Source organism: Kocuria sp. CPCC 204721, from assembly GCF_040980945.1.
Taxonomy (GTDB): domain Bacteria; phylum Actinomycetota; class Actinomycetes; order Actinomycetales; family Micrococcaceae; genus Kocuria; species Kocuria marina.
Map to the genome: position 1 here is coordinate 17833 of NZ_JAVKPO010000006.1, position 13714 is coordinate 31546.

The 13714-nt window shown below is 69.5% G+C and carries 12 protein-coding genes; 9 read left to right on the forward strand and 3 right to left on the reverse strand.

The window, feature by feature from the left end:
* The first annotated feature begins 291 nt into the window (after positions 1-291).
* Both RF637_RS07430 and RF637_RS07435 read left to right on the forward strand, forming a co-directional pair.
* Entirely contained in the window at positions 292-1320 is a 1029-nt protein-coding gene (locus RF637_RS07430; RefSeq protein ID WP_098055229.1) for an LLM class flavin-dependent oxidoreductase, read from the forward strand.
* Positions 1321-1333: 13 nt separating this feature from the next.
* The gene (locus RF637_RS07435) at positions 1334-2338 is read left to right on the forward strand and encodes a GTP-binding protein (protein ID WP_368835187.1); all 1005 of its coding nucleotides are present in this window, start codon (positions 1334-1336) and stop codon (positions 2336-2338) included.
* An 8-nt stretch (positions 2339-2346) separates the two neighbouring features.
* On the opposite strand, the gene RF637_RS07440 is transcribed toward RF637_RS07435, so the two are convergent.
* Entirely contained in the window at positions 2347-3036 is a 690-nt protein-coding gene (locus RF637_RS07440) for a TrkA family potassium uptake protein (RefSeq protein WP_368844505.1), read from the reverse strand.
* Positions 3037-3103: 67 nt separating this feature from the next.
* Positions 3104-4543, reverse strand: a complete 1440-nt coding sequence (locus tag RF637_RS07445; protein ID WP_368844506.1) for a TrkH family potassium uptake protein — start codon at positions 4541-4543, stop codon at positions 3104-3106.
* Positions 4544-4692: 149 nt separating this feature from the next.
* Here RF637_RS07445 and gcvH point away from each other — a divergent pair, with 149 nt between their 5' ends.
* From gcvH to RF637_RS07470, 5 genes are all read left to right on the forward strand, one after another.
* Positions 4693-5079: a glycine cleavage system protein GcvH gene (gene gcvH / locus RF637_RS07450; RefSeq protein ID WP_064845761.1), complete on the forward strand. Its 387-nt coding sequence runs from the start codon at positions 4693-4695 to the stop codon at positions 5077-5079.
* 34 nt (positions 5080-5113) lie between these two features.
* The gene (locus tag RF637_RS07455) at positions 5114-5557 is read left to right on the forward strand and encodes an FHA domain-containing protein (protein ID WP_368835189.1); all 444 of its coding nucleotides are present in this window, start codon (positions 5114-5116) and stop codon (positions 5555-5557) included.
* A gap of 8 nt (positions 5558-5565) precedes the next feature.
* Positions 5566-6321, forward strand: a complete 756-nt coding sequence (locus RF637_RS07460; RefSeq protein WP_064845759.1) for a MerR family transcriptional regulator — start codon at positions 5566-5568, stop codon at positions 6319-6321.
* Complete coding sequence (locus RF637_RS07465; protein ID WP_144996895.1) at positions 6318-6830, forward strand: bifunctional nuclease family protein; 513 nt, start codon at positions 6318-6320, stop codon at positions 6828-6830. The genes RF637_RS07460 and RF637_RS07465 overlap by 4 nt, the downstream gene beginning before the upstream one ends.
* A gap of 237 nt (positions 6831-7067) precedes the next feature.
* Positions 7068-7610, forward strand: a complete 543-nt coding sequence (locus tag RF637_RS07470) for a MerR family transcriptional regulator (protein ID WP_064845778.1) — start codon at positions 7068-7070, stop codon at positions 7608-7610.
* 35 nt (positions 7611-7645) lie between these two features.
* Here RF637_RS07470 and RF637_RS07475 read toward each other — a convergent pair whose 3' ends face one another.
* Complete coding sequence (locus tag RF637_RS07475) at positions 7646-8485, reverse strand: ParA family protein (RefSeq protein WP_085105896.1); 840 nt, start codon at positions 8483-8485, stop codon at positions 7646-7648.
* A 280-nt stretch (positions 8486-8765) separates the two neighbouring features.
* On the opposite strand from RF637_RS07475, the gene RF637_RS07480 reads away from it, so the two are divergent.
* Both RF637_RS07480 and RF637_RS07485 read left to right on the forward strand, forming a co-directional pair.
* Entirely contained in the window at positions 8766-12215 is a 3450-nt protein-coding gene (locus RF637_RS07480; protein WP_368844507.1) for a pyruvate carboxylase, read from the forward strand.
* A 59-nt stretch (positions 12216-12274) separates the two neighbouring features.
* A complete protein-coding gene (locus tag RF637_RS07485) occupies positions 12275-13702 on the forward strand; it encodes a mycothione reductase (protein ID WP_368844508.1) in 1428 nt (475 codons plus the stop codon).
* Positions 13703-13714 lie beyond the last annotated feature (12 nt).

Sequence of the window (13714 nt, forward strand, 5' to 3'; positions counted from 1 at the left end):
GCGCTCACGAGCGCCGGCAACGGCTCCGGGGTCAGTGGACGGAGGCCGATGGCGGTGCGCCGGCCTGGTTGGCGCCCCACGAGGACACCTGGCCGTTCGTACCCACGGATCGGACGAGCAGACTCGGAGACACGCTGCCGCGAGGGACGGCGTGCGGGCGCGCGGCGGTGGCGATCGGGAACGTGGGCATCGCGATCGAGCCTAGCAAGAGCCCGCGGGGTGGGGAAGCGACCGGCCACCCGCAGGGGCCGCCACCGGAATAGCTGACGTGTCCACAATGTTGTGCGTGGCATGGCCGTTGAACTGGGAATCGACACCTTCGGGGACGTCACGTGGGACGACGACGACCGCCCCGTCTCGCACGCGCAGACCGTCCGCAACGTGGTGGAGCAAGCGGTGCTCGCGGATCAGGTGGGGCTGCACTCGATCGGGATCGGGGAGCACCACCGGGACGACTTCGCGATCTCCGCCCCGGACGTCGTGCTCGCCGGGATCGCCACGCGCACCGAGCGGTTGCGCCTGGGCACGGCGGTGACGGTGCTCAGCTCGGACGACCCGGTGCGCGTCTACGAACGCTTCGCCACGCTGGACGCGCTGTCCCACGGGCGGGCTGAGGTCGTGCTGGGCCGCGGCTCGTTCACCGAGTCCTTTCCGCTGTTCGGATACGACCTGCAGGACTACGAGGCACTGTTCGAGGAGAAGCTCGCGCTGTTCGCGGCGCTGCGCACGAGTCAGCCGGTGACCTGGAAGGGCACGCTGACCCAGGACCTGCGGGACGTGAGCCTCTACCCGCCGCTCGAGAACGGACCGCTGCCCACGTGGATCGCGGTGGGTGGTTCCCCGCAGTCGGTTGTGCGGGCCGCGCACTACGACCTCCCGCTCATGCTCGCGATCATCGGCGGGCCCGTGGAGCGGTTCTCGCCGTTCAGCGACCTCTACCGCCGCGCGCTCGCCGAGTTCGGCCATTCCGACAACCCCGTGGCCTACCACTCCTACGGGTACGTCGCCGACACCGACGAGCAGGCCCGCGAGGAGTTCTTCCGCCCCTACACGATCTCCACCGAGCGCATCGGAGCCGAGCGCGGGTGGCCCGCACCCACCGAGGAGTCCTTCCTGGAGGAGGTGGAGCACGGGTCCATGGCTGTGGGATCTCCCGAGACCGTGGCCCGTAAGATCGCCGCGGGCGTGCGGGCCCTGGGTGCCTCGCGCTTCGACCTGAAGATCTCCACGGGCCCGCTGTCCCACGGAAAGCTCATGCGTAGCATCGAGCTCTACGGCACGCGTGTTGCGCCCCTCGTGCGGGACATGCTCGCGGACTGATAAGCATGGACCCATGCCGAGCTCGCTTCCCGTCCTGATCCTCACCGGCTACCTGGGTTCCGGCAAGACCACGGTGCTCAACCACTTCCTCGCGACCGGCGGCGCGCGAATCGGTGTGATCATCAACGACTTCGGGGACGTGAATGTCGATGCCGCGCTCGTGGCGGGGCACGTTGCCGAACCCGTATCGATCGCGGGCGGGTGCCTGTGCTGCATCGAGGACCCCCGCCAGCTCGACGACGCCCTGCGTGCGCTGTCCCGGCCCTCCCTCGAGCTCGACGCGGTCGTGATCGAGGGCTCCGGGATCGCCGAGCCCCCGGGGCTCATCCATATGGTCCTGGGCAGCGAGGTGCGCGACGTACGCTTCGGCGGGCTCGTCGAGGTGATCGCCGTGGCCCGCGTGGCGCTCGCGGAGGCCAGCGGCTGGGACCTCGCGCAGCACGTCAAGGCCGCAGCGGTCGTGCTGCTGACCACGACCGACCTCGCCGATCCCCGGGAGACCGCCGCGGTGCGCGAACGGATCGCGCACGCCAATCCGCATGCGCTCGTCATCGACGCGCCCCACGGGGCGGCCGATCCCCGGTTGTTCTTCGACGCCGCCGAGCACCCCGTACCCGAGGGCGGCCAGCTCGCGCTGTGGGAGTTCGGCCGGGCCCCCGACCACGACCACCACGTCCACCACCGCGCCACGGCCCTGGACGCGCCCTCGGTCGTGGACCCCGCGGCGTTCGCCGAGCTGCTCGAGGACCCGCCCGCGTCCGTCCACCGGATCAAGGCGATCGTGGACGTCGCCGCGGGCCGGGGGATCCGCCGGTTCGTGGCGCACTCCGTGGCGGGATACGTCTCGGTGGACCGGGTGTCACGGCCCTCCGACGAGCCCGCGCGGTCCCGGGTCGTGGCCATCGGCCTGGAGTGCGACGACGCCGCACTGCGCCGCCGCCTCGACGCCCTCGTGCGCCCCGACGGCGCTCCCGCGGCCACGGCCCGTGAGCTGCGCCGACTGACTCGGTTCCTATAGGAACACCCTCAGGTCAGGTTCGAGAAGTGCTCTACCTTGGCGGTGGGCCCAGTCACGAGGATCTGGTCGTCGTCGTAGAGCATGGTGCCGGGTTCGATGGGCTCCCACTGACCGCTCGGGCGGCACACGGCCACCACCGAGACCCCCAACCGACGCCGCACGTTGAGCAGGTCCATGGGTCGTTGCTGGATGGGTTCCGGCGGGGTGCACCGCACCAGGGCGTAGTCCGCGTCGATGGGCACGAAGTCCAGGATCCGGTGCTGGATCAGGTGCGCGGCACGCGTGCCCATGTCGCTCTCGGGATTGACCACGTGCTGCACGCCGATCTGGGTCAGGATCTCCGCGTGGGGCTCCGTGATGGCCTTGGCCCAGATCGCGGGGCACCCGAACTTCACGAGCCGGGACGCCGCGAGAATGCTCGCCTGGATGTCCGAACCGATGCCCACGACCGCGCGGTCGAACTCGTCCACGGACAGCTCCCGCAGCACGTCCTCGTCCGTGGCGTCCGCGCGCACCACGGACGTGAGCTTGCCGTTGAAGCGCTGGACCACCGTCTCGTCCATGTCCACGCCCAGCACGTCCGTGCCGTTGCGCATCAGTTCCGTGGCCAGGGCACCGCCGAAGCGGCCCAGCCCGATCACGACCACGGCGTTGGCCATGGCGTTGCGAGAAGACGCGGCGGGGTGGGATCCGAACATGGGGCTTCCTTCGTGGGTCGTGGTCGTCGAGCACCGGGTCCACGGGTGGCGCGGGCGGGGCCCGGGCTCATCCGATGAGCGGTCGTTCCTTGGGCAGCTCGTAATGGGGTGGGCGGCGGCCGAATGCGATGGCCGCGGCCACGGTGACCGGGCCGAGTCTGCCCGTGAACATCAGGGCGATCAACACCCACTGCGCGAACGGGGCGAGCGTGGGGGTGATCCCCGTGCTCAGTCCCACGGTCGCGAACGCGGAGACGGACTCGAACAGGACACGGTCCAGGCCCAGGCCGGTGTCCGTGAGCATGATGAGCATCGTGCCACCGATCACCGCCACGGTCGCGAGCACCACGACCGTGATGGCCTCGCGCTGGACGGAGCGGGAGAGCTGCTTGCCGAGCACGGGTACCGCGGCGCCACCCCGGATTTCGGTGAGGGCCACGAAGAACAGCACCCCGAACGTCGTGACCTTGAGACCACCGGCCGTGCCCGCGGGGCCGCCGCCGATGAACATCAGAATGTCCATCCCGAGCCACGACACCGGGTGCATGTGACCGATGTCGATGCTGTTGAAGCCCGCGGTGCGGGAGATCGTGGACTGGAAGAACGCGTTGAGCAGCTTGACCGCGGGCGGTTGGCCGCCCAGGGTGCCCGGGTTGTTCCACTCGAGCATCAGCAGGAACAGCGTGCCTCCCGCGAGCAGCACGGGGGTCGCGAGCAGCACGAGCCGGGTGTTCATGCTCCAGCGCCGGGGCACCCGGATGTGGCGGCGCAGTTCGTAGAGCACCGGGAAGCCTAGCCCGCCCAGGATCACGCACGCCGCGAGCGTGAGCAGGATCCAGGCGTCGCCCGCGAAGTCCATGACGTTGAGCGTGTACAGCGCGAATCCCGCGTTGTTGAACGCGGACACGGCGTGGAACCCCGCGTGGGCTAGGGCGGTGCCCGGCGGGTAGTGGTAGTGGCCCCAGAACCGCAGGAACAGGATGAGCGCCGCGATGCTCTCGATCACGGCGGTGGTCGCCACGATGCGTGCGACCACCTTGCGCGCTCCGCCGCGGGATTTCGTCTCCGCGTTGGCGAGCAACCGGGAGGACAGGCCGAATTTACGGGCCAGCAGGATCCCCAGCATGGTCGTGAACGTCATGACACCCAGGCCACCCACCTGGATCAGACAGATGATGACCACCTGACCGAATGGCGTCCAGTAGGTCGCGGTGTCCACCGTGACCAGGCCGGTCACGCACAACGCGGAAGTCGCGGTGAACGCCGCCGTGAGCACGTCCGTGCCCCCGGGAGCCGTGGTGGCTGGGGGCAGCATGAGTAGCGCGGTGCCCGTGAGCACCGCCATCAGGAAGGCCGTGACGATGATCCGCGCGGACCGGGCAGGGGTGAGCTCGTGCAGGTGCAGCGGATCGCGGCGTCGTCGGCTCAGGGGGACGGCGCGGGGGATCCTGGACCCGTGCGTGCGCGCGCGGAACGCGGCCTGGCGGAGGGCCTCGGTGATGGGCACGGGGTCAAAATACACCCGCCGGGGCGGTATCGGCTGAGCGCCGCGTGAGCGCGCCTGAACCTCGTAGGCCGTTCAGCTAATACCGGCGCGCTGCACACGCGCACGTGTGATGAACCCGACTGCGTGAGTCGTGCCCTAAACTGACCGACATGACCAACATTCCCGCGGAACTCGCGTACACCGAAGAACACGAGTGGGTCGAGGACCTCCACGAGGACAACACTTTCCGCGTGGGCATCACGGACCACGCACAGAACGAACTGGGCGAGGTCGTGTTCGTCCAGCTACCGGAGGTCGGGGACACTGTCTCCGCCGGGGACGTGGTGGGGGAGGTCGAGTCCACCAAGTCCGTGAGCGATCTCTTCGCGCCCGTCAGCGGCGAGATCGTGAGCGTCAACGACGACCTCGTGGACAACCCCGGCGCGCTCAACGAGTCCCCGTACGGATCCGGCTGGCTGTTCACCGTGCGCGTGGACTCCTCGGATGCCACCGGGCAGCTATTGGACGCCGATGCTTACCAGCAGTTGCTGGACTGAATACGCCAACTTCACGTGAGGTGAGGGAACCCTGATGTCGAACCATGAGAAACCCGGTACCCAGGCGGGTCCGGAGACCACATCCATCCAGATCGTGGGGGATGTGCTGGCCCATGCCGCTCACCACAAACTCTCCGAGAGTGAGCAGAACGCGGTGGCCTCTCTGCCCCCGGGCTCCGCGCTGCTGCTGGAGACGAACGGCGGGCTGACCGGTGCCCGGTTCCTGCTGGACCGGGACGAGATCGTCGCGGGTCGTCACCCGGCGTGCTCGGTGTTCCTGGACGACGTTACGGTGTCCCGCCGTCATGTGGAGTTCATCCGACGCAGCGGTACGTTCGAGGCAGTGGACCAGTCCTCCCTCAACGGCACCTACGTCAACGGTGACCGCGTCGCCACCAAGGTGCTGGAGAACGGCGACCAGGTCCAGATCGGCAAGTTCCGGTTTACGTACTACCACTCCGTGCAGAACGGTTCCTGACGCGCTCCATGCCTGATTCCGAACGACCGCAGATCCCGCGGGTGGGTATCGGAGCGTTACTGCGCCGATTGCAGCCGCAGTTCCCTGAACTGACCGCGTCCAAGGTGCGCTTCCTCGAGGACCAGGGACTCGTGCACCCGTTGCGGAGCGCCTCGGGGTACCGCAAGTACTCGCACGAGGACGTCGCCCGGTTGGAGACCGTGTTGACGCTGCAGCGTGAGCGCTACCTCCCGTTGCGGGTCATCCGTGACCGCTTGGACCGGGGCGAGGATCCCGCGCAGGACACCGAGCGGCAGGAACCAGGGACCGGACGCTCCGGGGACGGCGTCGACCCCGAACCCACTTCACCGGTTCCGGACGGCGGTCGGCGGTACACCCTGCGCGAGCTCGCGGCGCGGTCGGGCACGGACGTGCCGCTGCTGCGGGAACTGCTCAACCACGGCCTGCTCGTGGAACGGGTCGGCGCGTTCGACGGCCACGCACTTACCGTGGCCGTGGCGGCGGGCAAGCTCAACGGGTACGGGATCGAACCGCGGCACCTGCGGGTGCTGCGGGGCGCCTCGGAGCGCGTGATCGCCCTGGTCGAGGGCAGCATCTCACCGTTGCGCAACCGCAGGGACCCCGAGACGCGGCGGAGGGCCGTGCAGCGGGCTCGAGAGATCGCTTCGCTGTGCCTCACCGTGATGACCGCGCTTGTGACCTCGCAGGTGGAGGAGACGGTGCAACCGTTCGCCTCGCCGGACACGGACGGGAGCGCGCAATGAGCCCGAACGTGCGCATGGAGATCGCCGGGGTGCGCATGGACGTGCCCACGGGCCAGCCCGTGGTCGTGCTGCGCGAACTCCAGGGCGCCCGGCGTCTACCCATCTGGATGGGGACCAACGAAGCCACGTCCATCGTGTTCGCGCTGCAGGGCATCGAGCCCCCGCGCCCCCTTACACACGACCTCCTGTTGTCCGTGGTGGACCAGCTCGGGCGCAGCGTGCGGGACGTCGTGGTGCACACGGTGGAAAACACGGTGTTCCACGCGGCCATCTCCTTCGACGACGGCACCGTGGTGGACGCCCGCGCTTCGGACGCCCTCGCGATCGCCGCGCGCACGTCGTGCCCCATCTTGTGCGCCGCGGCCGTGCTGGACGAGGCCGGTCTGGTGCTCAGCCCGGACGGGGAGCTGCGGGAACAGACGGGGGACCAGCCGCAGGAGGCCGAGGCCCAGGTCCGGGAATTCCGGGATTTCCTGGACCACGTGGATCCGGACGATTTCCAGTCCTGATTCCACCCCGTCAGGGCCCCGTGCGGGTAGGCTGACGACACGGGCCCGCCCGTGGGCAATGTCTTTGACCCGCTCCACCCGTGGGTTTACCGTCGAGGAGGCATCAGCGCGCTGGTGCCCGTGTCCGGGGGATCGGACACCCCCACCCACGCACGAGGAGGACGCTTGAGCAATCCGGAGCTGCCGCTGGACGCGGCACGGCTGCGCGCATCTTCCCTCGCCGGCGGCACCCAGGAGATGTTGTTCACTGACAACCTGGGCGGCTACGACGAGACCGTGGGCTTCCGCGGTCCCACCGCGTGCAAGGCCGCGGGGATCACGTACCGCCAGCTGGACTACTGGGCGCGGACCGATCTCGTGGAACCCACCGTGCGCGGCGCCAAGGGCTCCGGGTCGCAGCGGCTCTACAGCTTCCGGGACATCCTGGTGCTCAAGGTCGTCAAGCGCCTGCTCGACACCGGTGTTTCCCTGCAGCAGATCCGCTCGGCGGTGGGCGCGCTGCGGCTGCGCAACATCGAGGACCTCACGCGGTTGACGCTCATGTCCGATGGCGCGAGCGTCTACGAATGCACGTCCCCCCACGAGGTCATCGACCTGGTCCAGGGCGGTCAGGGCGTGTTCGGGATCGCGGTGGGTCGGGTGTGGCGCGAGGTCGAGGGCACGCTGGCCTCCATGCCGGGCGAACACACGAGCCTGGACGGGGCCCCCGCCGCGGATCCGTTCCCGGAGGACGAGCTGTCCGCCCGGCGCGCGCGCCGTCGCAAGAAGAACGCGGGCTGACCCGCCACCGCACCCCGCCGCCGCGGGTTGCGGGATCAGCGCGTGAGGCCCGCCAGAATGGTGCCGAAGCGCTGCGCGAGATCCTGAGCCGGGGCACCCGGCCAGCGGTGGACGGGCCACGCGGCCCCCTGGATCTGCTGCATCACGGACAGGTCCGGCAGCACGGGATCCACCACGAGCGGTCCGAACAACTCCTGCAGTTCCCGCATGCGGTGACGCTGTTCGACCGAGTCGTCGCGCACGCGGTTGATCACCACCCCGGCCTCCGGGACGGCCCAGATCCGGGAAGTTTCGAACTGCGCGAGCGCCGTCATGGTGCGCTTGGTGCCCGCCACGGAGAACAGGGACGGCTCGGCCACGGAGAGCACCTTGTGGGACGCGGCCCACGCCATGCGGGTCAGCGCGCTCAGGGTGGGCGGGCAGTCGATCAGCACGAGCTCGTAGCGGGCCAGTCCCCGCAGCGCGGTCTCGAGACGCTTGAGGTCCTTGGTCCGGAACGCGGCGTGGTCAAGGTGCGACGACGCCGCGGAGCCTGGTGCCACGTCCAGCACGGCTCGTGCGCCGTCCCCGGTCGATGACCCGTCGGCAGGGGCGCCCGGGCCCGCGGGCACGGTGTGCGGGGTGATGGGATGTTTGGTCCACGAAGATGCCGTGGCCACGGAGGCCAGTGCACCCTTGCGGGGGCGGCGCAGCACGGTGCCCACCTCGTGCCCCGGGCGGGCGTGGACGCCGAGCGCCGTGGAGGCGTCGCCGTGGGGGTCCAGGTCCACCACGAGCGTGGGGACGTGTGCTTCGAGAGCGGCGGAGGCCAACCCCAGGACCACGGAGGACTTGCCCACCCCGCCCTTGAGGCTGCTGATGCTGACGATCTGCACGGATCACCCTTCTGTCACCTGAAATGGGGGCTGCCCACCAGCCTGTTCCATGCTAGTGGGTGGATCACCGCACGTCGCGAGCCGGGTAGGGCGGTGCCGCGCGGCGTCGTCGTCATGAGCTGTAGATGTCACCACGAGCGGCGGATGTTGTCTGGACCGGCACAGGGGACACGACATCCGGGCTACCCTGCCGAGGCGTGGCTCACGTAAGCTGTCCCGGTAGTCGTCTCCTCACCCAGTGCGCGGGCCCCACAGGGCGCCGCGTGCGGAAACGGTAGTCATGTTCTCCAAGATCCTGGTGGCCAACCGCGGCGAGATTGCCATTCGCGCGTTTCGAGCGGCGTACGAACTCGGCGCCAAGACCGTTGCCGTCTTCCCGTACGAGGACCGCAATTCGATCCACCGCCAGAAGTCGGACGAGGCCTACCACATCGGGGAGGAGGGTCACCCGGTCCGCGCGTACCTGGACGTGGCCGAGATTGTGCGCGTGGCCAAGGAGTCCGGGGCGGACGCCATCTACCCGGGCTACGGTTTCCTGTCCGAGAACCCGGACCTGGCGCGCGCGGCCGAGGCGGAGGGCATCACGTTCGTGGGTCCGCGCGCCGAGATCCTGGAACTCGCCGGGAACAAGGTCGAGGCGTTGCGGGCCGCGCGGCGCGCGGGCATCCCCACGCTCGAGTCCTCGGACCCCTCCTCGGACAAGGAGACGTTGATCGAGGCCGCGGAGAAGATCGGCTTCCCGGTGTTCGTCAAGGCGGTCGCCGGTGGCGGTGGCCGCGGGATGCGGCGCGTGGAGAAGCCCGAACAGTTGGCGGAAGCGCTCGACGCCGCGATGCGCGAGGCGGACACCGCGTTCGGTGACCCCACCGTGTTCATCGAGCAGGCCGTGTTGCGTCCGCGGCACATCGAGGTGCAGATCCTCGCGGACAATGAGGGCAACATCGTGCACCTGTTCGAACGGGACTGCTCATTGCAGCGCCGGCACCAGAAGGTCATCGAGATCGCCCCGGCACCGCACCTGGACGAGGAGATCCGTGACGCCCTGCACCGGGACGCGGTGAAGTTCGCCCGGGAGCTCGGCTACGTCAACGCGGGCACCGTGGAGTTCCTCGTGGACACCGCGGGGGAACGCGCGGGGCAGCACGTGTTCATCGAGATGAACCCCCGGATCCAGGTGGAGCACACCGTGACCGAGGAGATCACGGACGTGGACCTGGTCCAGTCCCAGTTGCGCATCGCCGCCGGTGAGAGCCTGGACGACCTGGGCATCTCGCAGGACGCGCTGCGCGTGCGCGGGGCCGCCCTGCAGTGCCGGATTACCACGGAGGATCCCGCCAACGACTTCCGCCCGGACGTGGGGAAGGTCTCGGCCTACCGTTCCGCCGGTGGCGCCGGTGTGCGCCTGGACGGCGGCACGCTCTACGCGGGCGCGGAGATCTCCCCGCACTTCGACTCGATGCTCGTGAAGCTCACGTGCCGCGGACGCGACTACACCACCGCGGTGCACCGCGCCCGCCGCGCGCTCGCCGAGTTTCGCATTCGTGGGATCGCTACCAACATCCAGTTCCTGCAGGCCGTGCTGCACAATCCGGACTTCCTGGCCGGGGACGTGGCCACGGACTTCATCGAGAACCACCCGGACCTGCTCAAGGGCAAGGGCTCGGCGGACCGCGGCACCCGCGCGCTGAACTACCTCGCGGAGGTGACGGTCAACAAGCCCCACGGCGAGCGCATCGACGGCATGGACCCGCGCGACAAGCTCCCGCACTACCCGGGGGACAAGCGGGACGAACCCTTCCGCAGCCCGTTCGACGGCCCGTCCTCCCACGAGGTGCCCTCCGGCTGGCGCCAGGTGCTCCAGGAGCAGGGGCCCGAGGGCTTCGCGCGTACCCTGCGGAACTACGAACCGCTCGCAGTGACGTCCACCACGTTCCGTGACGCCCACCAGTCCCTGCTGGCCACCCGTGTGCGCACCCGCGACCTGCTCGCGGCGGCACCCGCGTACGCGCACCTGCTGCCGGGGCTGCTCTCGGTCGAGGCCTGGGGCGGTGCCACGTACGACGTCGCGCTGCGCTTCCTGGGGGAGGACCCGTGGGAGCGGCTGCGGCTGCTGCGCGAGGCAATGCCGAACATCCCCATCCAGATGCTGCTGCGCGGGCGCAACACCGTGGGGTACACGCCGTACCCGGTGGAGGTGACCAACGCATTCGTCGCGGAGGCGGCCGAGACCGGCGTCGACATCTTCCGGATCTTCGACGCGCTCAACGACGTCGAGCAGATGCGCCCGGCCATCGAGGCGGTGCGGGCCACGGGCACCGCGGTGGCTGAGGTGACCCTGTGTTACACGGGCAACCTGCTCGACCCGCAGGAGAACGTCTACACGCTCGACTACTACCTGGACCTCGCTCAGCAGTGCGTGGACGCCGGCGCGCACATCCTGGCGATCAAGGACATGGCGGGGTTGCTGCGCCCGGAGGCCGCGCGGCGTCTCGTGGCGGCCCTGCGCGAGCGCTTCGACCTGCCGGTGCACCTGCACACCCACGACACCGCGGGCGGGCAGCTCGCCACGCTGCTCGCCGCTGCGGAGGCCGGGGTCGACGCCGTCGACGCCGCATCCGCGTCCATGGCCGGCACCACGTCCCAGGTCTCGGGCTCCGCGCTCGTGGCCGCGCTCGAGAACACGGACCGGGACACCGGACTTGATCTGGACACCGTGAGCGACATGGAGCCCTACTGGGAAGTGGTGCGCTCCATCTACAAGCCCTTCGAGTCCGGGCTGACCGGGCCCACCGGCCGCGTGTACCGCCACGAGATCCCGGGCGGGCAGCTCTCAAACCTGCGCCAGCAGGCCATCGCGCTGGGGCTCGGGGAGAAGTTCGAGGCGATCGAGGACATGTACCACGCCGCGGACCGGATGCTGGGGCACCTGGTCAAGGTCACGCCGTCGTCCAAGGTGGTGGGCGACCTCGCCCTGCAGCTCGTGGGCATGGACGTGGACCCCGCCGAGTTCGAGGCCGATCCCCGCAAGTTCGACATCCCGGACTCCGTGATCAACTTCCTCGCCGGCGAGCTCGGCACCCCGCCCGCGGGTTGGCCGGAACCGTTCCGCAGCAAAGCGCTGGAGGGACGCACCGTGCACCTGGCGGACGAGGAGCTCTCGGAGCAGGATGTCGAGGAGCTCGCCCAGCCGGGCGAGGTGCGCCGCGCGGCCCTGAACCGGCTGCTTTTCCCCGGCCCCACGCGCGACTACCAGAACTCGCGCACCAAGTACGGGGACATCTCCCTCCTGCACACCCGCGACTTCCTGTACGGGCTGAAACAGGACCACGAGCACGTCATCTCGCTCGGCAAGGGGGTGCGGCTGCTGGTCACCCTGCAGGCGATCTCCGAACCGGACGAGAAGGGGATGCGCACGGTCATGGTGACCCTCAATGGTCAGCTGCGCCTGCTCGAGATCCGCGACGAGTCGGTGAAGTCCCAGGCCGTGGAGACCGAGAAGGCGGACACCTCCAAGCCCGGGCACGTGGCGGCACCCTTCGCAGGTGCGGTCACGGTCACGGTCTCCGAGGGGGCAAAGGTCGCCGCGGGGGACTCAGTGGCCACGATCGAGGCCATGAAGATGGAGGCGTCCATCACTGCGCCGGTCTCGGGCACGGTCTCCCGCGCGGCACTTGCGGACACCGCGCACGTCAGCGGCGGGGACCTGGTGCTGGTGATCGACCCCGAGTGACGGATCCCGCCGCCCCGCCTGTCCTCGGACGCGCGGGGCGGCGGCCTAGGATGGGGCACATGCGTTCTTTCGACCTGATCATCGTGGGCTCCGGCTCCGGCAACTCCATCCTTACAGACGAGTACGCGGACCTCGACGTCGCCATCGTGGAACCCGGCCGGTTCGGGGGGACGTGTCTGAACGTGGGGTGCATCCCCACCAAGATGTACGCGTACCCGGCCACCGTGGGGGACCAAGCGCGGGACGCCATACGGCTGGGCCTGGACGCCGTGATCGAGGGTGTGGACTGGCCCGGCATGCGGGATCGCATCTTCGCCCGGATCGACGCGATCTCCAAGAACGGGCTGCAGTACCGCGAGTCGCTCGACAACGTCACGGTGATCCAGGAGTACGTGCACTTCGTGGAACCCAAGGTCCTCGAGACCGAGTCCGGGCAGCGGATCACCGCCGATGAGATCGTGCTGGCCAACGGTTCGCGGGTCAGCATCCCCGACGTGCTGGGTACCGACCTGCCCGGGGTGCACACCTCGGACACCGTGATGCGCCTGGACGAGTTCCCCCGAGACGTCATCGTGGTGGGCGGCGGGTACGTGGCCGCCGAGTTCTGCCACGTTTTCCGCGGACTGGGCGCCTCCGTGACCCAGCTCAACCGTTCGCAGCGCTTGTTGCGCGAACACGACGACACGATCGCCGAACGCTTCACGCGCGAGGCCGCCGAACAGTGGGACCTGCAACTCGGGTGGACGCTCTCCGGGATCGAGCGTGCCGAGGACGGCCGCCTGACGGTGTCGGCGCAGGCCTCCGACGGTTCCGCACAGCACTGGGACGGCACCGCCGACGTCGTCCTGCTGGCCACGGGGCGCGTCCCCAATGCGGACACGCTGTGCCCGGAAGCCGCCCACCTGGACGTCACCGGTGGCGGTCTGCTCGCCGTGGACGAGTACCAGCGTGTGCTCTCGGACGGGGAACCCGTGACCGGCGTGTGGGCCCTCGGGGACGTGTGCTCCCCGTACCAGCTCAAGCACGTGGCCAACGCCGAGGCCCGCACGGTCTCCCACAACGTGGTGCACCCGCAGGATCTGCGCGCGACCGATCACCGCTACGTGCCGTCCGCGGTGTTCACTGAACCGCAGATCGCGTCCGTGGGCATGACCGAGGTCCAGGCCCGCGAGTGGGCCGCCCGGAACGACGAGCGGATCACGATCAAGGAACAGGACTTCGGGGACGTGGCCTACGGCTGGGCCATGGAGGACCACGCCGGGATCTGCAAACTCATCGCGAACGCCCGCACCGGCGAGCTGCTGGGGGCACACCTCATCGGCCGCGATTCCTCCAACCTGATCCAGCCGCTCGTCCAGGGCATGTCCTTCGGGCTGCGGGCCCACGAAATGGCACGCGGCCAGTACTGGATCCACCCCGCGCTCGCGGAGGTGGTGGAGAACGCGCTACTGGGTCTGGACGTCCCCGGGCAGCGCACGGAGGACTAAACCGGGCCCCCG